At 57.5% G+C, this 24,380-nt stretch carries 13 protein-coding genes and 1 pseudogene; 7 read left to right on the forward strand and 7 right to left on the reverse strand.

Going from position 1 to position 24,380, the window contains the following annotated elements; genetic code table 11:
• Nucleotides 1-136: 136 nt before the first annotated feature.
• Nucleotides 137-715 carry a hypothetical protein gene (locus NKH93_RS25165; protein WP_352972554.1) on the reverse strand — a complete coding sequence of 193 codons (579 nt, stop codon included), beginning with the start codon at nt 713-715 and terminating at the stop codon, nt 137-139.
• Between the two features lie 800 nt (nt 716-1,515).
• Between NKH93_RS25165 and tnpA (NKH93_RS25170) the strand changes: the two genes are divergently transcribed.
• The 3 genes from tnpA (NKH93_RS25170) (at nt 1,516) to tnpC (NKH93_RS25180) (ending at nt 3,871) form a co-directional block, all read left to right on the forward strand.
• Nucleotides 1,516-1,917, forward strand: coding sequence for an IS66-like element accessory protein TnpA (gene tnpA, locus NKH93_RS25170; RefSeq protein WP_352614538.1), 402 nt, complete (start codon nt 1,516-1,518; stop codon nt 1,915-1,917).
• Nucleotides 1,914-2,270 carry an IS66 family insertion sequence element accessory protein TnpB gene (gene tnpB, locus NKH93_RS25175; protein WP_352614510.1) on the forward strand — a complete coding sequence of 119 codons (357 nt, stop codon included), beginning with the start codon at nt 1,914-1,916 and terminating at the stop codon, nt 2,268-2,270. The genes tnpA (NKH93_RS25170) and tnpB overlap by 4 nt, the downstream gene beginning before the upstream one ends.
• A 68-nt stretch (nt 2,271-2,338) precedes the next feature.
• Nucleotides 2,339-3,871, forward strand: coding sequence for an IS66 family transposase (tnpC, locus tag NKH93_RS25180; RefSeq protein ID WP_352614508.1), 1,533 nt, complete (start codon nt 2,339-2,341; stop codon nt 3,869-3,871).
• Between the two features lie 291 nt (nt 3,872-4,162).
• On the opposite strand, the pseudogene NKH93_RS25185 reads toward tnpC (NKH93_RS25180), so the two are convergent.
• A pseudogene (locus NKH93_RS25185) lies at nt 4,163-4,795 on the reverse strand (IS110 family RNA-guided transposase); the annotation flags it as partial.
• Nucleotides 4,796-4,945: 150 nt separating this feature from the next.
• Here NKH93_RS25185 and tnpA (NKH93_RS25190) point away from each other — a divergent pair.
• From tnpA (NKH93_RS25190) to NKH93_RS25205, 4 genes are all read left to right on the forward strand, one after another.
• Complete coding sequence (gene tnpA / locus NKH93_RS25190) at nt 4,946-5,314, forward strand: IS66-like element accessory protein TnpA (RefSeq protein WP_352614506.1); 369 nt, start codon at nt 4,946-4,948, stop codon at nt 5,312-5,314.
• The gene (tnpC, locus tag NKH93_RS25195) at nt 5,311-6,345 is read left to right on the forward strand and encodes an IS66 family transposase (RefSeq protein WP_352972558.1); all 1,035 of its coding nucleotides are present in this window, start codon (nt 5,311-5,313) and stop codon (nt 6,343-6,345) included. Before tnpA (NKH93_RS25190) ends, tnpC (NKH93_RS25195) begins: the two co-directional genes overlap by 4 nt.
• A complete protein-coding gene (locus NKH93_RS25200) occupies nt 6,300-6,641 on the forward strand; it encodes an IS66 family transposase (RefSeq protein ID WP_352972560.1) in 342 nt (113 codons plus the stop codon). The genes tnpC (NKH93_RS25195) and NKH93_RS25200 overlap by 46 nt, the downstream gene beginning before the upstream one ends.
• 67 nt (nt 6,642-6,708) lie before the next feature.
• Entirely contained in the window at nt 6,709-7,185 is a 477-nt protein-coding gene (locus NKH93_RS25205) for a YcxB family protein (RefSeq protein WP_352972562.1), read from the forward strand.
• A gap of 87 nt (nt 7,186-7,272) precedes the next feature.
• On the opposite strand, the gene NKH93_RS25210 is transcribed toward NKH93_RS25205, so the two are convergent.
• The 5 genes from NKH93_RS25210 to NKH93_RS25230 all read right to left on the reverse strand — a co-directional run bounded on the left by NKH93_RS25210 (nt 7,273) and on the right by NKH93_RS25230 (nt 23,788).
• Entirely contained in the window at nt 7,273-12,462 is a 5,190-nt protein-coding gene (locus NKH93_RS25210) for a hypothetical protein (RefSeq protein ID WP_352972564.1), read from the reverse strand.
• A complete protein-coding gene (locus tag NKH93_RS25215) occupies nt 12,459-20,195 on the reverse strand; it encodes a hypothetical protein (protein ID WP_352972567.1) in 7,737 nt (2,578 codons plus the stop codon). The genes NKH93_RS25210 and NKH93_RS25215 overlap by 4 nt, the downstream gene beginning before the upstream one ends.
• A gap of 43 nt (nt 20,196-20,238) precedes the next feature.
• Entirely contained in the window at nt 20,239-21,951 is a 1,713-nt protein-coding gene (locus NKH93_RS25220; protein WP_352972569.1) for an ABC transporter substrate-binding protein, read from the reverse strand.
• 572 nt (nt 21,952-22,523) lie between these two features.
• Nucleotides 22,524-23,102, reverse strand: a complete 579-nt coding sequence (locus NKH93_RS25225; RefSeq protein WP_352972571.1) for a DUF922 domain-containing protein — start codon at nt 23,100-23,102, stop codon at nt 22,524-22,526.
• Nucleotides 23,103-23,188: 86 nt separating this feature from the next.
• Nucleotides 23,189-23,788 (reverse strand): M35 family metallo-endopeptidase, encoded by a 600-nt coding sequence (locus NKH93_RS25230; RefSeq protein ID WP_352972573.1) that lies wholly within the window; start codon nt 23,786-23,788, stop codon nt 23,189-23,191.
• Nucleotides 23,789-24,380 lie beyond the last annotated feature (592 nt).

The following is a 24,380-nucleotide window of genomic DNA, read 5'->3' on the forward strand; positions in this document are numbered from 1 at the left end:
TCATTCCCGGGTCTGTCTCCCGCACGACACGTCACGATATTTTTCTGATCCCACGCCTCGAGTTCATTGAGGGGATTAAGCCTTGGGCCTGGCATGCGGCTTCACCCAAGTGCCCGATTTCGACCGCTAGCGACTACTATGGCTTTGGACCCAGGCTGCCGGCATTCAAGGCATCGGTGATGTAAGTGCCGTAGTCCGACCGCCAATCACTTCGCAAAAAAGGACCCAACTTTAGCGAAAGCGAACTGGCCAATTCAGTATTTGAGGCTTGTAGTTCCTGGAGTGGAGTTTCGATTGGACTCGGGGCTAGCAATGCCCAAACGGCAACGGCTACAGTTGTTTCAGGGAGCGCAAGTATGGCCGCTAGCTGGGGAAAAAATCTCGCAATGGCCAGATCCAATGCTATGTTTTCCGGGCTGGTAAATTTCTCTATTTTCGCTCCTATTTCACCTTCGAACCGATCAAGGTCACTAGGAGGAACCGGTGCGCCCTGCATACTTCTATACGCATTTTCGTAGACTTGGGACCAGATCCCCCAAGCCTCCAACGCTTCCTCGGCCGTCGCAGCATTGTCGATCGCATTCTTAATCTTGGTTGCACAACCAAGAGCATTGATGCCTTCGCAACTCGGCGGAGGCACAACATTTGCACTAGCAACCGATCCGAGGCAGCTGTAACTTCCAGCAATTGCTAAGAGTGCTATGCGTCTATTCATGTCGCACGTCCTTATTTGAGGGAAACAACAAGCCACAACAATCCCATGCGGCACGGCGGTCAATCAACCGGCCGACCTGGGAACACTTTAGCATGACAAGGCGCGAGCCAAAGAGGCAATACGCTCCTTCTGAAGGCGTTCTATTTTTCCGATCCAACAGTGGTCATTCTGGGATATTCTAATAGTTGGCGGCACTATGCAATCATTTTGCCATCACTTAAGCTGGCAGGGTTCGGAGGTTCGGCGTGGGTTCTCCCGTCGTAATAAGAACTGAGATTGTAGTCGTCACGCGTCGTCGAATTCATGAACTCTGTGGAGAGCGGCGCAAGGCGAGCTTTCAACAATGGCTTCTTCTGCAACAGAGAGCGATGACTAAACTAGAATTACCGATGCAACGTAGGCTCTTTACCCCCCAGAATTTGGTCCATATAACTATTAGCTATCCTCACCACAATCATAACTATTAGCTATCCTCACCACAATCGCACCCCACCAATCGAAGCCCCACCTGTTCCTACCGATACAGGTCCGAGGTTGACAGTTACTGAGCCGGGTCCAATTGAGACACTTACGCCACCCGGGCCTGTCGGAATTGTGATAGCGTCTCCGTCTAACTGGGGAACCCACCCCTCTTCCCACCTTACCAGAGATTGCGTCGAGACAAACGACCGTTCTGTTGTAAGCGATGTTCCGACGGCACCTTTCGGGGATCGGCGTGAAGGACGATGTTCGGAGCCCTTTGAGGGCTTCGACATATGACGATTTCAGAGCTTACGCTTAAGTCGAACGACTTGGAGCCGGTGCGCCGGTTCGAGGTGTTCACGGGCTCCGGCCGGCGACGCGAATGGCCTCCAGAGGAGAAGGCGCGGATCGTTGCGGAGAGCTACGAGGCTGGCGAGACGGTTTGTGCTGTAGCTCGCCGATATGCGCTTTCCCCGCAGCAATTGTTTGCTTGGCGCCGGGCTGCGCGTCAGCCCTCGGCGGAGGCGCCGGCATCAGAATCCCTGTTCGTTCCTGCGGCGGTTGCGGCGTCCTTGCCGGAACCGGTGGCGCAGCGCCCAGCACGACCACGGAAGCAGAAGGCGGTCCGCGACGCTGGCGTGATCGAGCTTGAGATCGACGGAGTCGCCATGCGCGTTGGCCGCGGCGCCGACACCAAAACGGTGGCTGCTATAATCCGCGCGCTTAAGGCAACGACGTGATCGGGCCGACGGGTGCGGTCAAGGTAATGGTGGCGACAAAGCCAGTCGACTTCCGCAAGGGTGCGGAGGGGCTGGCGGCGCTGGTGCGCGAGACGATGGGCGCCGATCCGTTCAGCGGCGCCGTCTACGTCTTCCGGGCGAAGCGCATCGACCGGATCAAGCTGATCTTCTGGGATGGCACCGGCGTCTGCCTCTATGCCAAGCGCCTGGAGGGGGGCGAGTTCCGCTGGCCGAAAGTGCAGGACGGCGTGATGCGGCTGACGGCCGCGCAACTATCGGCGCTATTGGAAGGACTGGACTGGCGGCGGGTCCACGAGGCGCGCCGGACCCGCGTTCCGGTTCAGGCGGGCTGACCGCGACGAAGTGAATCAGGCTGGATTCCGCTGTCGCGGGCTGTCGGCGAATATGGTCTGATCCGGTCATGACGATGACGGCTGACCAGCTTCCCGACGATCCGGACGCGCTGAAGGCGATGGTCCTGGCGCGCGACGTCGAGAACGCCCGTCTGATCCAGATCATCAAGGAATTGCAGCGTCATCGCTTCGGCCGAAAAGCTGAGACGCTCCCCGAGGATCAGTTGCTGCTGGGACTCGAAGAGGCCGAACAGATCGAGGCTGCCGGTGACGAAGAGCAGGCACAGACTGCTCTTGGCGAACGTCAGGCGCGTGTCGCCAAGCGCCGGGCGAACCGCGGTGCGTTGCCGCCCCATCTGCCGCGCACGGAGATGGTCGTCGACATCGAGGACCATACCTGCCCGTGCTGTCGCAATGGCCTGCACCGGATCGGTGAGGATGTGAGCGAGCGGCTCGATATCGTTCCGGCGCAGCTGCGTGTGATCGTCGTGCGCCGGCCCAAATATGCCTGCCGCGCCTGTGAGGATGTGGTCGTTCAGGCTCCCGCGCCGGCCCGGCTGATCGAGGGTGGTCTTCCGACCGAGGCAACGGTCGCCCAGGTGCTGGTCTCCAAATACGCCGATCACGTGCCGCTCTATCGTCAGGCGCAGATCTATGCCCGGCAAGGCATCAATCTCGATCGTTCCACGCTCGCCGACTGGGTCGGCCGCGCCGCCTGGCATCTGCGTCCGGTGCATGAGCGGCTGCTTGGCAAGCTGAAGTCCTCTCCAAAACTCTTCGCCGACGAGACAACCGCGCCGGTGCTCGATCCGGGCCGCGGCAAGACGAAGACGGGCCAACTCTGGGCCTATGCCCGCGATGACCGACCATGGGAGGGAAGCGATCCGCCGGGCGTCGCCTATGTCTATGCGCCGGACCGAAAGGCCGAGCGTCCGATCGCTCATCTCGCAGGCTTCACCGGAATCCTGCAGGTCGATGGCTATGGCGGCTATCGGGTGCTGGCCGACAAGAGCGGCGTGACGCTCGCCTTCTGCTGGGCGCATGTCCGCCGGCGATTCTATGAGCTGGCAGCAGCCGGTCCCGCGCCGATTGCCAGCGAGGCGCTCAGACGGATCGCCGAACTCTACAAGATCGAGGACGCCATCCGCGGCCGATCGGCCGACGAACGCCTTGCCGCACGTCAGGAGAAGAGTACTCCAATCGTAGCTGCATTCGACCCATGGCTGCGTGAGAAGCTCGGCCTGATCAGTCAGAAGACCAAGCTCGCAGAGGCGATCCGCTACACGCTCTCACGCTGGGAAGGCCTCTCGCGCTTCCTCGAAGACGGCCGCATCGAGATCGACAGCAACGTGGTCGAGCGCTCCATCCGTCCCATCGCGCTCAACCGCAAGAATGCGCTCTTCGCAGGCTCCGACGGCGGCGCCGAACACTGGGCCGTTGTCGCCTCGCTGATTGAAACCTGCAAGCTCAACGGCGTTGAGCCGCTGGGCTATCTCGACGATGTCCTCACCAGGATCGTCAACGGCCACCCTAACAGCCAGATCGACGATCTCCTGCCCTGGGCCTACATCAACAAGCTCGAGCTCAAAGCCGTGGCCTGAGAACAGCGCTCTGATGTCCGCTGTCAAGGTTTGGAACGCAGGAGGTCGCCCGATCCGAGGAACGGCTGCTCATTCTGATGATCGCGCATGGGTGGAGGCGGAACTGAAGGACGTCGGTGATCAAGCTCTGATGCGCGGGTTGGCTACCGCATTCCCGATTGTGCGTCCGGGGCTGTTCCTATCTTACTGCGGGCGTCGGCGGTTCGCCGGCCACAAAGCGTCTGACGGGCATTCCCCTGCCGTGGTCCCGCCTCCGCCCATGCGCGAGATGTGCGCCGTCGCGGCGAGCGATCAGGTGATGCGCGCCTCCCTTGCGACTGCCCACATGAAGCCGACCAGTTCACGGGCGATAGCAGTGCAGACGACCGTTGTCCGTTTGCCCCGAGCGCTCAGCATGCGGTAGCGGGCTGTCAGGCGGGACTGCGCCTTCCAGGCGATCTCATGCACCTTCGGTGGCGCCTGCTCCAATCGGTATAGCTTCGCCTTCCCGACCTTGGGCGGATGTCGATAGGTCCAGGCGCTCTCGACCAACATGTGGCGAACCCGACCGTTGCCTGCCTTTGTGATGCCGCCGCGCCGGACTGTCTCCCCGGTTGAGCGCTCGCCGGGAACCAGACCGAGATATCCCATGAGCTGGCGTGGGCTTTCGAACCGGCTGACGTCGCCGACTTCGGTGACGAACGTCACGGCGACAATCAGGTCTACCCCACGCAATGTCTGAAGCGCCCACACGATCGGTGCCAGCGACCAGGCCGGGACGAACTCTTCGATCACACGCTCCAGCCGCTCGACCCGCTCCTTCGAGACGCGCACCGCCTCGACCATCTCCTGGAGTGCGATCTGATGCGCGGGATGATCGAACCGCTGTTCCTGAAGCCAGCGTAGATAGCGCATCGTCCAGCTCTTCTTTCGCGGATAGCTACGGCGTAAGCGAGGTCTGCCGGCCGCCTTGCACGCCGGGTCTTCGCCGGGATGATTGCCGCTCTTTGAACGGGGTGGCCGGTGTCGAGCAAGATCGAGGATTCAGCGAGCAGCGCATCGAGCTCTCATATAAGTAATCGTATGAGTAGTCGGATGGAGGTCGTTGCCCGGGTGTCCGGTCGGCGGCGCTGGACGGTGGAACAAAAGCTGGTCGTGCTGCGGGATGCATTCGGCCCCGACGGTTGCGTGCGGACGGCCTGTGAGCGCCACGACGTCGGCAGCGGCTCGATCTATACCTGGCGGCGGCAAGCGATGTCCGGTGAGCTTGCCGGGGTTCGCAAGCTGGCCGAGCCAGCCTTCGCCGAGGTCCACATCAGCGAGCCGCCCGCGTTGCCTGCTCCCATTGCACCGTTGGTCCCCGGCTTGATCGGGATCGAGCTGCCTTCGGGGATCAGGGTGACCGTGGACGCCACGGTCGATGCCGATGCCCTGTCGCGGGTGATCGGCGCGCTGGCACGATGATCCCGCTGCCGCCATCGACGCGGATATTCCTGGCTTGCGGCGCGACGGACATGCGCAAGGGTTTCGACGGCCTTGCTGTGATGACGCAGCAGGTTCTGGAGCAGAGCCCGCATTCCGGTGCGCTGTTCGCTTTCATCCGGCAGCCGTCGATCGGCCATCGCCGGTTCGGGCGCTTCCCGCCCATCTGCCGCGCGAGGAACAGCGGATCGAGCCTGAGCAGGGCAACTGCACTTGTCCCGACTGTGGCGGCGCGCTGCGGCCAGGCGCAAGCGCCCGTGAAGGCGATTGCCCGGGGCAAGGCGACCTTCGGCACGCTGGCCCATGTCGTCGTCTCCAAGTTCGACCATCATCTGCCGCTGTACCGTCAGGCCGAGATCATGGCTGCGCAGGGCATCGAGATCGACCGATCGACGCTGGCAGGCTGGGTCGGCCAGGCATCTGTCTTGCTCGATCCGATCATCAGCCGCATCCGCGAGGTCGGGCTGACAGCCTCGAAGATCCATACCGACGGTACGCCGGTCCCCATGCTCGATCCGGGACGTGGCAAGACGGCAACCGGCAGGCTTTGGGCCTATGCGGTCGATGATCGGGGCTCTGGTGCCACGACGCCGCCACTGGTCTGGTACGAGTTCACCACCGACCGGACCGGCGCACATCTCCAACGGCAGCTGGCCAGCTTCACCGGCTATCTCCAGGCCGATGGCTACGCCGGATATGACAAGCTCTACGACACCAACCGTGTCACCGAGGTCGCGTGCTGGGCACATTTTCGCCGGAAGCTATTCGATATCCACGCCACCAAGCCGACACCGCTGACCACAGACCTGCTGGAGCGCATTGGCCAACTTTATGAGATCGAGGCCGAGGTTCGCGGCCAGCAACCCGATGTCCGGCGACGAAGTCGGCAGGACCGCACTTTGCCATTGATCCAGGAATTCAGCAGGCTCTCGACGATGCCCTGCGGCGCCTCTCGCCCAAATCCGAGATGGCCAAGGCGATTGCATATGGCCACAAACGCTGGATCTCGCTGACACGTTTCCTTGCTGATGGCCGCCTGGAGATCGACAACAACATTGCCGAACGCGCCATGCGCTGTGTGGCTCTGGGCCGCAAGAATTGGCTGTTTGCCGGATCGAAGGCTGGTGGCGATCGTGCAGCCGCCATCTACACAGTTATCGAGACGGCAAAGCTCAACGGACTCGAGCCGCAGGCCTACATCGCCGATGTCATCGCCAAGATCGCTGGCGACTGGCCAGCAGCGCGGTGGGATGAGCTCTTGCCCTGGAACTGGCGGCCGACAGTGCACAATGTAGCTGAAGCTGCATAATCCAAGCGGGGCGATTTGCGCGGTTGGATCGTTGCCCAACAATCCAAACTGTTGCACATATTGCGCTATGAGCATTTCAATCAACTACGCCTCTCAGCGCAACGAAGTTTGGCAGTGGTATTGGCGTACTTGGCGTCACAGCCTCTGGAAGACACACTGCAGCATTTTCATCGCAGTAATTGTAGCGGCCTCTCTCGGAATTTTTGGCGGCGTGCCGACTGGATGGACGGGCCTCGCTCTGGTTGGCGCCATCGGTATCTTGCCGTTAGCGGGCTTCGTGTTGTTTCCAATGCTCAAATTCAAACCGGAAGTGCGGACCCTTGCGGTCGATGGCGAAGGTATAGCCACCACCATAGGCAAACGCAGCGCTACTATACCTTGGGCAGAAATAGCCGATGTTCGAGAAGACGGCGATGCCCTCATAATCCAGCGGCGCAACCTCAACGCATTTATTGTCCCGGCCCGCGCGTTTCAGTCAGCAGAAGCCAAGCTGCAATTCCGAGATTTCGTGAAGGCAAAGGTCCTCTCTACCACCGATAGCTAAGCGAGACCCAGCCAGTGCAAAAATTTCGACGGTCTTCAGGCCACGCTTACGTTCTGTTTAACCGCGCCGCCACTAATTCTGCAACGGCTAAGCTCGCAACGGAATATCCGCAACAAAATTGGGGCCGGTCTTGCCAACTTTCTTTCCAGTTTTGCTGGCGCGCGCGATTTCTCTGCTCTCTCGTACCGCGATCGAATAGTTGTCTTCGTCGGTGAATTTGTTGACTGTGAACATGCACGTCCAACTGTAGCCGTCTCGAAGCGATCTAAACAACCCAGTGGAAGAGCTGTCGCTATCGCTGGTCGACCACGTTGAGCACACCGCCGGCTGCCAATCCTTGTCCGTTACGATTTCCTCCTGATCGATACCGTTGATCTTCCAGCGGTGGATCAGTTCGACAATCATGTGCGGACGAACTGGCGCGCGATCCTTCACTTCGATTTGCCAGACAGCAGATGGGCCGTCCACAATGACTGTGACATCGGTGAATCCGTCCGCGCGATGGTGACAGTTTGCTGTAGCTCGCCGTCCAGGTAACGGCTTTACCCACTCTACAACCGGCGTCGAAACTCGAAGTCGTACCGGTTCGGTACCTTCTAGCGGAACGTTATCCTCCCGGGCATTGGCTTGATATCGCACAAGCCCCAGTCTGACGCGCGGGAAAGACAGCGGATCGGTCTTAAGGGCGACATTGAAATACCATAGTTCCTCGACGGGATCGAAGCGTGGTTCGAAAGCCTGCAATGCGACGGCAAGATACGTGGAAGGAGGCTGATCTGTCGAGTGAGCACCGCCGGAAGGCGGGCCAGACCCCGCGCCAGCCTCGGTTGGCTGGGTAGCAATAGGAGCAGCGGCAGGAGGTGTGCTGTCCTTGGATGGATCGTGCGGCGCCCAGTTCTGGTCTGATACCGGCACCGGCATGTAGGCGCGAGAGACGCGCACGCCGTCTGGAGAAAATCTCGATGGATCTACCAGCGGTCCAGTCGGGTAATCCTTGGTGGCAACTGTTTCTCCCGTCAACGGGTCAGCTCCCCACCTCGTAATGTACCTTCCTCCCGGACCAAGATCTTCGTCATAGAACTCTGGCCCCTCTGCCGAGTCGGGAGGAGAAGTAAATAATAGAGGAATGCCCTCATCATCCTTCTCGACGCCTCGAACAAAAAGGCCTGGTGGCCAGAAAACGAGCGCCAACTTCTCGCCCTCGCCTGAACTGAAAAATGGACGAGAATGATAAACAGTCAGGATGGTGGCTTGCTCAATCCCAACGGTGAATGAAGTCGGTCCGGTCATCGGCTCTAGTGATTTGACGGACAAAGCTACGCTGACGTGGTCGATGACCGGGGGTGCCGGCCGCGTTGTGGACGGCAACCAAATCTGAAATGGATCTTCTTTCTTCGGCCAATTCTCGACCGGCCTGTTCGACCGCTTGCCGAGTTGGAGAAGCAGGCCGTTGTGTCGGTTGATGGGGAGGGCTCTCAACCAAAGTCGCCGCGCACCGGTCCCACCAAAAACTGCGGGGAGCGCCGCGCGTAGGGCTTTTCCAAGCGGGTGGGCATCTCCCCAAGCTGCTGCCATCAGATCTTCGAGCGAATATCTACGCATTCCGGCGCGGCCGTCCGCCGGCAGCGGGAGTCCATCCAATTTCAGCGCCGTTACCTTCTTGAGAGGAAATTCAATGTTTCGATTCTTGTCGATCTTGAACCCGTAAAACTTGGGGTCCTCGAGATCAAAATTCTCAGGCCACTGATTGTTAAGCCTCTGGCCAGGTGTGCGTCCTGTTCCTGGGTCAAGTGCGTCTCCGAATGGGGCCGCGCAGGCCACTTCTATGTTGAGACCTGCCGTGCTCGCCGGATCGAAGTTTATCTCGCCGCCAATCAAGAAATTTGTTGCCCCTTCCTGACTACTGCCAAGACCCCAATCGATGATTGGAGTCTTGGTTAGAAAGTCCGCCGGGGTTTCCGCGGCGACCGACGGTGCTGTGCGGGACGGATCAACTGGTGTCGAGCCATCTCCAGGGCTGCCGCCGCTGAATATCCGGCGGATCACGGCAAGTTGGTTGCCAAATCGTGGCTTCGGAATGAGCTTATCATCTAGCGCATGGTTCAGACGCATCGTCTGCGGCGTCGATAGCGCTGCGATTGGACGCAGAAGCAACTCGCGATAGACAAGACCGGCCAGCATCCGGATGGTCTGTTTTGGTGGCGCTGCCAAACCACCAGCACCCGAGCACGCGGTTATACTTGCCTTTGCAATCGCATCAGCGCCAAGCTTGACGTCCAAAAGTCTCTGAAGCGCTGCAATGCAAGCAGAGTGCGGGTCGCCCGAGAATTGAACATCATTTGATCCATCGTTCAAAGCGAGCACCCCCGCTGCTTCAATTGCGTCAAACCACTCAGCCAGTTGATTGATTGTAGGACAGAGCCAAGCCTGTAGCAGGAGACTCTCTCCGGGACGCAGATGAACTTCCGCAGCCTGTACTAGGACGGCCCCCTCCTGGGCTTTGGAAACAAGCTTCTCTTTGCCGACCAGCCAGCGCGGTCCAAGCGGTACGATCCTAGGCCTTTTCTCATTGCCTGGAGCCGTCTCCCTCTTGAGTTCGATGTGAACGGGAAGAATATCCGGCCACTTGGGCATGTCCCGCAGTCCAGTATCTGCCCAGGTACTTGCTCCTATCGCGATGGGTAATGGCTGCTCGACGAACGGGAGTTCGGCCAAACCAGTCTCGGCCTGGAGTTTTAGGCCAAGCATGAGAGTGCTCGCTGCCGGATCCGGATAATATGGGGGTCGTTGGGAGTCTTCGATCCTTGCACTCCCGACGCGAACTCGGCTTGGCAGGTTGTCGTCGTGCTTGCCGAGAAGGGAAAGGCCGTTCAACCCCTGACGTGGAACCGTTACGTTGGGGCCGAGATCGCGTAGAACGTCGTGCAGCATTGCGAACTGCAGGGGGACCGGGGGAGGCACGATCAGGCGCCGGCTCCGGATGACATTTGCCTTTCCGTCCGAGGTGGTTCGGACATACATGTCCGCGCCCCGCTGCGGCGGCTGCATCTTGTCGAGTTCGTTGAAGTCGCTTTCTAGGATGAGCACCATAGGTGCGTTTAAGCGCTCATGGCGCAGAAAGCGCCGGCCCCCTTCATCCTTGACAGGAGGCAGTGCCAACTCACGATTTTGGTCGACAATCACACCAATTTGGCGCGCCGGGACGCTTCCGCCGCCATCAAACACGGGTGCGACGACAGCAAAATACGGCCATCCAAAACGCAAGGACGGGCTCAAAGCCTCCGACGGATCGCCGTTGCGGGCGCTGGGCGCTCTGAAGTGTCGGGTGACGTCTAGTTCCTGGACGACCGCAATTTTCTTTCTGGTGATGACCCTGCCGTCCTTACCGACTTCCGGTGGCGAAACACCGGCCGGATCGCTTCCCCATAGTGCAATGGTGTTGTCGACAATGATCTTGATCGCCTGCCTGGTGACGGGGTCGCGATCATCGTCGCCATCGCTGGGTGGAGACGTCATGGTATTGTCGAGACACATCTGCACTACTGACACGGTGGTGACTGCATCTAGCTCGATCCGACGCTGCTCGCCGGAGGAGTGGAACCGGCGTGCAAGTTCCGTTTCGACCCAATCCTTCGGATTGTTCGCCGCGGGATCCTCGAAGCGAACGATCCGGTAATCGGGACTCCGCCAAAGTACACCGCGTCTGGTCTTCAGACCGATCATCAGCCGGTCCCCCACCTTCAACGCGTTGGCGTCCTGAACGGCCACGACGTGATGCCCTTCGCTCAATGCCAGCACTTGCGCGGCGCAGCTGTCTGGCAACTCAACAACGCGGAAACCTCCATTATGCAGGACAGGAACACCGTCGCTGGCCGGGGCGATCGCGGCTCCTTCGTCAGTGCCGCGGGCGGCGTGATTAATGTTGCTCTCGGTAGCAAGCGGAGGATCAATCGTGATTATGTCATATCGCGGATGGCTCGTGTCATCCAGTTCGCCAAGATTGCGCAGCCCCGTGACGATCGACGATGACATTTTCCCGCCAAGTTCGTCCCACGAAGCCGGCAAGAACAGCGATTTTGAATCACTCCGATCCGGCTGGTATCGGGCCAAAGTCCAGCTGAAGCTATTTCCGGTGACGGGAGCTAGGATAACGAATGGGGATGGAACAGACACAATCGGGCGCATTTTGGCCAGTGCTGCCTGAATCTTCTGATCTTCGATAAGGAGATCAAAAGCAAAACTGAATAGCCGCTGGAGCGTCGGTAGGCTCAGTAGTGCACCGAGCCGGCGCTGAACAATAGCCAGTTCTTGCTCTGGCGTAGCGCAAAACAACGATTCGTTGCCTTCAGGTGTCGTTAAATGGTGCGCCGCATGAACCTGTTCAACGAACTCGGCGGCCGCCTGACCGCCGGCGAGGACGGCATCCGCGATGGTTCGCGGTGTAGGCCAGTAACTTTGTTTTGCGTCGCCTGCCAGCAGTGCCGCGGTGCTCCTGCGGTACGGTGTCATCCAGTATTCTTCTTCCTCGGGGGAAGCTTCCCTGGTCGACGCGAAGCCGATACTGGAATCGAGGCTCGCAACTTTGATCTGAGGGGGTCGCTGGTACCACGGCCTGTCCAGGCTGGCCTCTTTGGCGCGCTCTCTGTTTGCCAGGGGGGATGCTGGTCCCGCAAGAGAGTCCAGCACCATTTTTCCGCGGGACAACGAAAAGGCGAGGGCAGCCGCATGATGCGGTGTAGGCAGCACGGCACTCGGCTTGTCAGCCGGGGCTGGTTTGATTGCCTCGACCAACAAATGCCAGAATGAACGGTCGCCGGCTGTGGACTCGGGGTTCATTGTCGATTGCCAGAACCGATCAATCTTCATGGAAGTAGCTGGATCTAGACCCCAGTGGACATAGGCGTCGATCTCTTCTGCACCGACATCGCCGGCGAAGCTTTCAATCTCGGCCGCAGTCGTGTCCTTTGAGAGCCCATTCGGAATCGGCAGAATCCGTACCTTTGTTTTCATCCGGTCGGGGCCGGATGAGGCAAAATGCTTCTCGATTATCTTGGAGGGCCAGACCGCTGGGTCGACATCAGTGCTCTGAATTGTTGCGTCCTTAGGCGCCACCGGGCGCGCCACAAGCGTGGCGCGTGCATAACGAGTGTCCGACACTTCCACAAATCCATCCGCGACCACACAGCTGGCAATCGCAACCGTTGCTCCAGAAGCAACCTCGTCAGAAGGGATGCCTGCGTCAGTGTCTGGCTCAGTCGAAATCGGAAGGTCGCTCATGTCTCAAACTCTGGTTGAAACTGCATGTCAAACTGTGCAGCGAAGGTCGACCATGTCTCGCCGGGGCTGTAGCTCTCTGTCCAGATCTCGGCTTTCTGTTCAAACGGATAGCAATCGGGGAGGAAACCATCGAGAGCTGCGAGTCGCACACCGGAATGGGGCAAAGTATTGAACGCGGCCTGCTGCCCGCCGCCACCGAAGCCCGCCTGCATCGTGCGGGCCACCCGGATCGTGTAGTGCACCTTTGCAAAGGATACAGAGAAGGTGAATGTCAGCTGTGCCTCGCCCTGGACCGAGCTATCACCGTCACTTTTCTTAAGACGCAACGTGAATGCAGCGCTGATCCCAAAACACGCGATGTGCGCACAAAAGCCCGCGGAAAACAGGGCGGCAAACGTGCAGCCGCTGCCTTTCGCGGTGCGAACATAGGCGCCGGTGGTCACGTAGGCTGTGCCCTGCAATGGGCCATAGCCGATTGAGGCGATACCGCCGAATTCGAAACTTGCCTCGAAGAGCTCGATGCCTTGAGGACTGGCTTCGAAACCCATGAAACCGGACCCGCCATAGATTCCGACTGAAATCATGAACGGAGAATCGAGAGAGCCCAGGGCCATACGCAGGCGAGCAGCACCGGATGTGAATGGGAGAACGACCGCGCCTGCAAAATGGATGTTCGTGAATGTCACGCCGAGCGTGATGACAGGAATGCCGATACGGTAACCCGCCTCAATGGCGGGACTGTCGATGTGGATGATCGAATAGGGTCCATCGCCATCCCCTCCGAATCCGAGCGAGCGACTCAGTTCGGCGAGGAAAGACAGCTTGTCGCCGAATTGAATATCCTCTGCACCTAGTCGAGCGGTCACTTCGCCACGGCCGTCTTTCGGCCCCTTGATGTACCTGATGCCGTCACGGAAACTGAACGTCATGATCGAGAGTATTTCGAGCTCGAAGGGTGACACGATGCCCTTCAGGTCGGTTTCGGGAGCTCCGGCATGGAGAAGGTCAACGGTAGCGGTGGTATCGAGCGTGAGGGTGCCCTCGCCACCTATCGGACGGAACGTGCCGATCCCGACGGATGTTGTTGAAAGTGGCAGTGACAGCTTGCTCTTCAGCGTTCGGCGGGTAGGGATCGCCCGCGCGAGGGCATCGAGGATCGTTTGTCGAAGCTGTTCGACATCAAACACTCTTAGAATGGCTGCACGCACGCCTAGCTTTGCGAAATGGTCGACGTGATACAGAAGTTTCTGCGGAGCAGACTTTCCATCCGCCCAGCGTTTGAGGATCGAAACCAGCGTATCCTTTGTGCCGGCGTTCAACTCGTCCCGCTCGTCGGTCAGCGCATCTTTCTGCGGGCTGCATACATTGGACTGACCACGCACTAAGAAGATGTAATCGCGCCAGTCATCGAGGCATCCATCGTCTCCGACGAGTTCCTGCGTCGGTTGCCCGAAAAGATCGCGAGTGAGCTTCATTCCATCATCGCCGAGTGCGTCTTGCACGGCTTGGTAGGCCTTTCCTCGAATCTCAATGAGAGTGCCATAGAACACTCCAATTCCGTCCAGGACTCCTTTCGCGTAATTATTCAGCTGTGGCTCAATCTCTTTCAGCTGTCTTCCTGATGCCGCCCGGATAGCACCGTCTAAAAGCGGTTTTTCGAGCTTCTTGAGTGCATTAGTGTCGATACCGCGGGCAGCTGCGATGAGGTCGAGAGCCCGTTTCTGGGCACTGGCTGCATCGCCCGTGGAGGGATTGGGCCAGGTTGCGAGCACGTCCTGGAAGTTTTTGCCGACTTTTTTTACCTCGGCGTCGAGATCCGCGTATGCTTTGATAAGATCCGGATCCTGCGGCAGGTGGGAACGTGCACTGCTCCAGGCTTGCTGGCCCGCGTGTAGGGGGTATAGCACCAGAAAGTTAATCGCATCACTGATTGTCGATTTGACGACGCTCTCGATCTGGTCGCGAACCTGTTGTGAGAGGGCCGTAATGGTCGCATTGGCCTCCGGCCAAAGTGCTGGAAGAGGTGTATTGGGAAACTTGTTTGCGGTGCTGATCCAAGCATCCAGCAAGTTCAGGCGAGCCACACGCAGTCTGGCGACCGCTCTCGCAGATTCGATAGCGAACTGAACGCAGCTTTGAGAGCTTGTGGCGTTGTCGACGATCTTGCGAACGTCCGAAGCGGCCGTGAACAAAACCTTTAGGTCGTCGATAACCTGGGTGCTAAGTGCGTTCAACCAGCCGTCCAGGAACGCCTTAAGTTTTGCAAGGTAATCGATCGATGGCTGAGCCGCAGGCCCGAGGTTGCTGATCTCGGTTGCAATGTCGTGGCGGAGTTTGTCGATGTCGCTACGGGCTTGCATCAGCGCCTTGGCGGCGTTGTCTGCTATCCCGCTGTCAAATTTGGGGACGGCTGCTTGAAGGAGGTCGTTGATGGCAGCTACGCTGTTGTTGCAAATTGTCAGGTCGAGGCTGGCAAGCGTGTGGAACTTGTCATAAAGGGCTTGCGCCTTTTCAACAGCATCGGTCGCCCACTTCATCGCATCCGTCAGGGAAGAAAACTGGAAATCTTTCACCTGCTGTCGGAGTATCGCCAGCAGGTCGTTCACCAATGGGTAGAGTGGGCCCTCGACAAGGATGTCTTCGAGCTTTCCGACCGTCGGTGGCGGCCCGACATCTCTGATCTTATCGATAATCGCGGCGAACGGCTCCTTGTTCGGATCACGCCAGACGCTCGGCGATTCAACGGCAACCTTGATTGCCGACGCGAGCTTCCCGGACAGATCTGGGTCGGTGAATGTCACCATCCCGTCCGGAATTTTCGCTGCCGTTTCAGCGACGAGTGTCGCAAGCTGGAGTTGGACGTCATTCCAGGGAGCGAAGCGGTTCTGGAAAATATCGACGATCTGCCCCTGGCTGTCGACGAGATAGGCGCGCAGCCGCTCGGCGATATTGCCGATCGGGGTTCGGGCTATTGCGTCAAGTTCTTTAGCGACCTGCTGTCCGAGGGCCCAGATTTGAGTCGCAATTTCGATCTCCTCCTCTGTGGTCAGAGGCGGCAGGCCCTGGACCGGGGCGGCCCTGTCCAGAACGCAGTCGAGTTCGGCAAGGGTTACTGAAAAATTTGGGAAGATGACATCGCCGGCCTTGGCCTTGAGTTGGGCGATCAGATCCTTCACTGGTTGGCGAAGCGCGTTAGTAACCTCAAGGAACGCCTGGTCGGAGAAGTTGGTTATCTCTTCCAGGGCCGGAATATTGCTTGACGAGATTTTGTCGCCTGCGATTGCGATGATGAAATCGCGCAGCTTCAGAAGGCCTAGGAATGTGGCATTTTCTGCTAAATGGCCGACCGCCAAATCCTTGTTCAGAATTGTGTCTGGATCCTTTGACGACTGTTCGCAGCCAAGACGAACCGGGGTAGCAGGCTGAAGCGAAGCAAGTTTCGACATCGGCCCCAAGAGCGCCCCGGTCGTCTGATAGTCAGGTAAGAGGCTGCCGGTCTTCTGAGGAGGCGTCGTGGGCCCGCATGCGGTGCAAGAGGGAATGGGTGGGCCTGCAAGACCGAAGCGCCGGTTCAGTCCACAAATCTCCATGGCCTTTCGGGCGACAGTACCGCCTTGGTCTCCGTGCGATCCCATATCAAGCATGACACGGGGATTGTTGTTTACCACTAGGTAAGTGTCAGCGTCGGGGATCTGGCATTCTATTGGAGGGGTGAAGCCATAACTCACGTAGTCACAGGCGTATGAAACTTGGAGAGCCGGAGCCGTCGACCCGGTGAGGCCCTGAATCTGCTGTGGACGCACCTGGGCTGAAAGCATCTGCGGATAGAACGGCGGTTGCTCTGCAGCGAGCAAGGCGGCGTCGAGGTTGAACGAGGTTGCTCCGCCGACGGCCTCAATGTCCTGCCAATCGGTGGCAAAGGTGCATTGGCCCTTGCGCTGTTCTTCCGCATAGGCGCGCATTGCGCCGAAATGGTTGACCCGTTTCCAGTCTTTCGGCTTGTCGCTGTCGTTGCTCCTCCCACCCTTATAGTAGTCGCACAGGGCCTTCATGGTGGCCGGGTCACTTGCTGCCCGATGATCCACGAACATCAGCGGCATCGAGATGGGCGTTGATTCTCCATCGACTTGCATGCGGAAACAGACCGTTCCCTTAGTTCCTTTCTCAGTGCGGGGCCAAAAGACAATTCCAACGAGGCGTCCAGGCAGTGCTTCTCCTGGCTTTGCGCTGGAATCTATCCACCCGCGAACTGCGCCATGTGGACCTGCGATGAGCGGTTGCTGAAGCGCGCCACTGATGGCTGCGGCGCGTTCCTGTGGAGTGCCGGTAAAATTCTGCTCAGGTGGCTGTTTATCATCGGCCGGATCGATCAGATCCGGTGTACGGAGCGTTAGGAGCTTGACCTCGCGCGCCTGGTAATCGCGCGCGTCATGCAGTTGTCCGACGGCTGCATATTGGTGCGACGCGCGAGTCACTTCAATGTAGGTTCGTGTCGCTTGCTCTACCGAGTAGCCGGCTGAGGGCCGCAAAGGATCTATCGGCCGCAGCCGAGGCTCAGTAACTTTCACCAGCGAAGCCTTGTGCCCGAGAGGAAACAGGTATCCTGCGCGCACAACCACTGTGATGGAATCGCTGCCGTCATTGATCAAAGTTCGCCAGCGCTGCAAGCTGAAGCTGTCGTAAAGTGGGTGACCGCTTTTCATCCGGACTGCCGTGACCAGCGGAAAGGTCGTATCTAGATCCAGCATCGCACCGGTCGATCCGAGGGCCAGGCGCCGGGCCTGCAGAGGCACGGGCATAAAGACCGCAGGCTCGCTTACTGCATCTGTTACATAGCGTTCGGGCGCCTTTACCTGACTGCTCTTGCCCTGATCATTAGACGCAACAACAGGTAGGCCATATATCGATGAAAGTGCCACCAACTCCGCTCTATCCGCCGGACTCATCGCCGTTCGGTAGGGCTTGTTGTCGTCCGGTGCGGTCCAAATGTCAGATGGCCCGTTCCCTTTGTCCGTTTCGTTGAATTTTCTTATGACTTGGTCAAATTCGTCCGACCAGATGGCTCTAAGCGACGGAATCCTTTGTGCCTCGACCAGGCGAGCCTGCCATACCGGCCTAGGCAGGTGCCCAGAAAGGGCAGCGACCTTGTCTGGTAGGTTCCTTCTCGGCGTGATCCAGCGGGCATCCTGCGCCGGAGAAAGCGTGAGCCCTGTTGGAATCTCCAGAGCCGTATCATGTTGTTGCGGGCGCAGTAGCGTTTTGACGATTTCGTTCATGCGCTCCTGCCCGGAAGCAGCTTGGCCCCAGGAAATTCCCTGTTCCTTCAATATGATTTCCGGATTGCCCTCGGGGATCGGCGCGTGTTTCTTGTCCTTAATCTCCTTATATTTGCGCCTGGCACGCTGGACGACCCGAAGCTGGTACGAACTCCAGTTCGTGAGACTGTCGATATTGAGATGAATGGCATCCTCGCCCACGGCAAAGGCAACCCGTGACGGATCGGATATCCACGCCTGAACAGGCCGGCGGAAAGCCTCCTTCGCCTTCTCGGCTTCCTCATCGTTGTGGGCTGTGTCCAAGGTGGCGGCCAACTCTGCCTCGACGAGATTCTGAACAGCAATCTTCATCTGCGGGACGTTGACCACAGGAGCAGTCCGACCTGCGAAGACAAAATCCTTGTCTTTCTGAGTGAATGGCCACTCCGGGAGCAGTACAAATTGCGACTCGGACGGTGGGTTACTTGCCTTGCCTGAAGGAAATGCTTTCTTCTTGACCTCGGCAAAATCGTCCGACCGTCGGCCGGCCTCGTTGATCAGTTTCTTAAAGTCGTCGAGATGCTCGTCTTCAGGAGCCGTTAGGCGCTCGCCGCGGTCCAAACTCTCCAGCCAAGCCCTTGCTTCGGCTCGGCCCAGTGGAAGAGTCGGAAGAGCGAGCGCATTGACAGCTGTTGGAAAATCCGTGCTGTCGAAGGATCCATCGTCCAATTTCTTCTTCAATTTGTCCAATGCGTCTGTCCGGCGCGACTCGGAGAGCCGGCGCGCGGCGCGCCGCGCCTCGATTGAGAATAGTCCGGCAGGACCAACCCACGGCCCAAATGGTTTGGTTAGTTGCGCTTCATCCCATGCCTTTGCAAACTCAGCGAATATATAGGGTCCGTCTGGATTGTCCCTCTGCTCGCGGCAGTACTTTTCGTTCCGAATATTGTACCGGATGACATTGGCGTCAGTCGTGTCTGCCTCGGCCAGGAGCATCCTCTCTTTGTCAGCTGCGCAGGAATAGGCGGGCGCAGCAATGTTCGAGGGCCTAGATCCGTTCCTCTGCGCGGAGGCTTCCAGTCGCTGCAGTAGCCGGAGCCTTGCGGGGGCAATCTCAACCTCGACATCGGGAAGCAGGGTAGTCTGCCTGAGGAACGTCCGCTCCATAATATGCTGGGGAGGAAATTCGGCAATCAGAAGCGCTTCGCCGGGTTCGTCGGCAGCGGGGTCGGCGATCGGCATTGGGACAAGCGCCGTCGTCTTTCCAATCGATAGCCCCACGTTCCGGAAACGAAATGTGAGGGAGAAAAGATCCTGTCCGCGCCAAACACGTAAAGCCGCATGATCAAGGTTAACCTTAAACGGCGTTTCTGGTTTCGACAGGGCAAAAGTGGGCTTCAGCGGGAGTTTGGGTTGGTTTCCATTGACCGACTTGGCTGCCGGTGGTCCAATCAGCGCCAGGTGTAGGGGACTGGCCAGGTCGAACCGGGTCCGATCGGCGTCTGCCACGGCCAGAGTTGTAGAATGGACGGTCAAATCGGCGTCGATGGTCGCAAGGATATCGCCCGAACCAATTGATAGTCCAAGTGGATGCGAGATTTCGGCGGAGTCGGTTTTTTGAACTTCGACTTCAAGGACCGTGAACGGTGTAGTGAGCCGCCATGGCTTGTCGATGGTGTTAAACAGCCAAGAGCGGTACGCTTTTTGCGAAGCTATCAGAGCCCGGTTACAGGGAATATCAGCGATCTGATCTTTTCCATTTCTGAGCACCAGATTGAACTGCCCAGATAGCGAAAGACGCTTTTTGGCATCAAACCCGGCTTTCAGTAGATCGGTCGGACTCAACCAAGCGCTGACGCCTGCTTTCTTGCCGATGACGAATTTCTGCGACCGCAGTTCATCAACCAATTCTGCCGTTGTCTCTCCACGAGTTGAAAGCACAAGCTGACGTCCGGCGAGATGCCCGTTGAGGACCGAGAAGCGACCTCGGCCGGCGTCAAGCCAGGCAGAGGTCTTGTTCAATCGCAATGCGCAACGGCTTGGAGCCCTCAAGTCGTGGCTTGCCACCAGATCGAGCAATCGTTTTAGTGACTGGCCACGGATATCTGTGATGAGTTCAACCGCGATGTGCGGCCGCAGAGCTACAGGCTTGCTCGAGACGCGCACCCCGATTTCCGAGAAATTCCAGTTCGAGTAGAACGACCATCTATCCCCAGTTTGATCTATGATCAGTTCGACGATAGTGCCAAGCTTGCCGGCAATCGTCGCATGGCGTGATGAAACCGACGATTGAAGCAGGCCGCCGAGAGCGGCGGAGATCGGACTGACCGAGAAGAGCGTGCTGCCGCCCATCTTCAACAGGATGAGGTCATTGTCCTGAACAAATTGGGGTTCGGAATCGTTTCCATATGCGCATGTCGGGCCGAGTACTGAAGCGCCAGCACCTACCAGGAATTCCCGTCGGGAGATCTTGTTCATGCGAACCTCGGGACTGACGATTGGCGGGTAGGTTGAATTCGACTCACCGGTGAAGCGAGAGCGGATAGCGGGTGAAATTATCGATGACGCCGACCTGCATTGGGATGCCGGTCTTCGTGGTGACCTGGACGGTTTCCTCCAGCAGGAAAAGATACGGACCTTCAATCCGCAGCGTGTGGTCGAGATTCAGGTATAGATCAGTCCGCTTAGCAGGGTCGGGCTCGACCGCTGCTGCGAGTGCTTGTTCGACTATCGTTGGATTCTGCCATTGACAGTACCAAGCCGGAGTGCGAGCGCGATCATCGCTGACACAGAATGCATAGGCGTTTGAATAAGGATCTAGATAGTCGGAACTCCAGCTAAAGAGTGCCAATTGGTGATTCCGCTCGGCTAATCCCCGGAAAAACGCGCGTCCTGACACAGAGGGTTGGAGATCAATCGCAATACCGACGGTGGCAAGTTGTTTTGCCAGGGAGCTGACTACGCTCGACAAGGCTGCTCCTTCAGCATAGGCGAGCGAAAGCGTAGCCGTGCCGTCCAGAAGCGTCTTGGCACGCGTTCGATCGGCGGCTAGGTCATCTGACTGATCCGTGGGGAGGGGCAGTAGCGGAGAGGGGCAGAAATGCTGCTGTGGCGACCAGCGCGAGGCGTTTTGCCTACTCACCAACTTTGTTCGATCAATGGAAATCTTGATCGCCTCCCTTACCTTTGGATCGCTGAGAGAGGCATCAGCTATGTTCATGCCGAGCACTAGGAGATTTGCCCTTGGCACCCGGATGTCACGAAGCTTCTGGTTAGATTGCGTCTGCTTCCTTGAGAGTACTTTTCTTGAATTTGCGACCAAAGGGTCGGGTCTTTCTGCATTCCACCCGGCATCCAACTTACCCTTTTCCAGCAGGCGAATTTGTTCTCGACCGTCCGGTATGTCGCGAACGACAATGCGATGCGCCTTGGCATGGCTCGGGTGATAGCAGTTCGTTTGCAGCACGATCTCGTCGGAGCGAACTGCATTGATGAGGCGGAACGGACCGGATCCCGCGCTTGAAGACTTGAGCCAGCCCGCGCCCCGATCGAAGCGCGGGTCCAGCCAGTCGAATTCTTTCACAGGCGGACTGGATGGGTCGACCAATAGGCGAGATTTTACCTCGTTGATATCCAGAATGCTTCCTGCCGCTGCGGCCAGGAATGGAAAGAGAAGGTGGGTGGCGGCGCCAGTTGGCAGCGAAATGGTCAATTGGTTCGGTGCAATGAACGTTACGCTTTTCTCGATGTTCTCGGAAGTCAAACCGAGTGGGGCAAGAGCAGATGCCGGAGCTTTCCCTATTATGAAGAGGCGCTTGAAACTATAGATGATGTCGTTAGGGCTTACCGGATTTCCCGTTGAAAACACGTGGCCAGGGGACAGGTAAAAATCCCAATTCAGATTGTCCTTCGACGGATTCCCCCATTTATTCGCAAGACCAGGAGAATAGGTGGTGCCATCCCAGGTGATGAGAGTTTCGTAAAGATTTCCGATGATCTCGGCGGCGGTGGACGACGAGTTTTCATGAGGATCGAAAGTCAAAATGTCATCTGTTCGTTTGCCGATGATGATGTCGGCTTTCGGAACAGGGGGGCGGCAAGCGGTTGGATGTTTGTGGTTTTGTTGCGGAGGTGCGGCGCCGCCAATCAAAAAAGGTGAAAACAAACCCGTCGTCGCGATGGACAATAGCACCCTTCGGCGATTAAAGGGCGGCACCGTTACCTGCTTGGACATGCACTTTACCCCCCCGACAATCACGTGACACCGCTTAGGCACAACGAGATAATGCTTAGGTCGAGGCAATCGATCCAAGTTGCAGATCTTATGTTATCTTGAAAAGTCAGAACTTCTCATGCAGACCCCACAATGATCGCACTATACTGAACTTAACCGTGTCGTCAATCACCCCGTTCTAATTTAGCGTGGGACAAACGCACGCGCTGAAGAAGCTGCACAGGTACTGCAAGAACGAACAAGCTGCTCGGCTTTGTCGGCCAAGCTCCCGAAGAACTCGAGGATCAGTCGGCGACGTTTGGAGACGATTTGAATATCCGCACAGCCCCATTTTTTTCGAGGAGATCCTTCCGGGAAAATGCCGATTCAGGGAAACCGAAATTGTTGGCACCCTCCCGACTGGACGTGCCGTTAAGATAAACAAGGTGATACGCTTACCGAATTGCCATACCTTACATCTGGGCCAAAGTATACGATCAATAAAATCTCTTGGCGCGGTTACACCAATTGCCTGCTAGGGCTGCTGCCCTTGCCTTCACGAGATGTCGCAAAATATAAGGGTGCGTCAAGTTTTATGGGCAAGAGTTCAATGTTACAGGGTCTTTTGGATCGCTCTTGCCATGGTCCGTATCAGAATCAAGTTTGTCTTGAGCTGTGTTGTTTGTTTCTATTATAGGCTGCATTGTCGCGTCTGACAGGGCAGTCAAATCGTCTTGAGTTGATGATGACGGTTGTGGCGGCAGTGCGAGAATCGCATTTTTTATTTTATCATCCACGCCCTGCGCGATCTTCATATGCTGCTGTTCGTGATTCTGCAGGCTCTTGTACATCTTGTCCCAGCTAGACTTCATACATTTGGACGCCGCTGAATACCCAGGCCAACTCGGCATCGTTATTGTTGTTTCTATTTTCACCGAAACCTTGCTAACTTTGAGTTGATCCCCATCTATCACCCATTTCGTTTCGTAAGACCATTGATTTTTTGTTTCACCCCAACCTCCATCAGGACCACTTGCATTGAGGGAGGACGCCAACTCCTCAATAGTCAATCCAGAAACATTGTAGGACTTTTTAGTAGGTGCAGCGACAACTGCAAAAGTTGTTAAGAGAATGAATATCAGGGGCGTTGAGCCTATCAATGTATAGCGCATGTCTTTTCCCTCCAATCAGGTTGTCCATATATCGAGCAAATTTGAAGACCGCGAGCGTCGCCTAACCACCTGAGGTAACAAGCGGCTCAGGGCTGCACCTCCTCGACGTAATACTCGTAGTTACCAGCGCTTACGATAGCATGATCCGGCAGCGCTGCCAAACTTTGACGGTTCGTGAATGAACTGCATTCGTCGATAGTATCGGCTACGTTATCAAAGTGCGACATCTCGTGTATGACAATGCCTGGCCGCGAATCAAAGCCAATATCGGGCGTCGCTCCCGCAAAAAATTTATTACAGAAGTAGACATTATATGGCGTTTTCTTTATCCCATGATTGGGACTGTCCACAAGCGCGTAGTCATGGTCTGTGTCAGCCGAAGCGGGGCACTGGCAATGTGCCGAGATCACGCCGATCAGCAGGTGCGATCGTATTGTTTGCAGATTTGTTTTAACTGTAGAGAGGTTGCTATCCGTATAAGAGCCGAACCATTTCGCATATGTCCCATTAGGTTGCGGGAGCGCAATGTTGGCCAACGCGTTGTCGATCCAGGCGTGCGAGCTGTCTATGGCGCTTTGAACTATCGGCTGTTGGTCCGCGGAGCAGTCTACAAAGTCAACCCATGCGTTTGCCGACAGTGCAAGCGTGAAACACAGTGTCGCGGCAAACAGAGTTGTCATTTTCATTGTGTTGCCTCCGAATGGCAGACCCAGCCGCAGCCACATTTTACACAACGTTCTTCGCGCGACGAGAAGATTCTGTCGGGCACTGGCGCTCCTGACGGCTCAGGGCTAGCGGTTGAGTATATTCGGCAAGGGCATAGTTGATGAAGGTCTTATCTACAACCTTGATCGGCGGCTTCATCCAGCCATGCACGATCCAGCGCTCCAAGATGGTAGAGGCGGGCATGGCTACAACATGGCCAAGAATATAGGCGCCGTCTAACGTTGTGAACCAGCATGCCAGTGGGGTATCGAGCGGGATTGTTATGCATTCAAAATACTATGATCAGATTCGTCATATCTATCAAAGGCTTGCATGGCCATGCTGACGAGGCGGGGCCGTTAACTGGGGCGTGTGTCGATTGACCACTGGTGATCTTCCACGCTTGGGCATGATCGCAGTTGCTCAGTACTCTGACGTCCCGATCGACCACGGATTCCGAACGCTTATCTATCTAGCCGCCTTGATGCACGGCGATAAGCTTTTGACGGCCTGAAGCGACGCTGTGGTCGCCGTTGCGGTGCTTTTCCACGCGCCTGGTCAGGCGCCGGGATT

The organism is Mesorhizobium sp. M0954, from assembly GCF_040319155.1.
GTDB lineage: Bacteria > Pseudomonadota > Alphaproteobacteria > Rhizobiales > Rhizobiaceae > Mesorhizobium.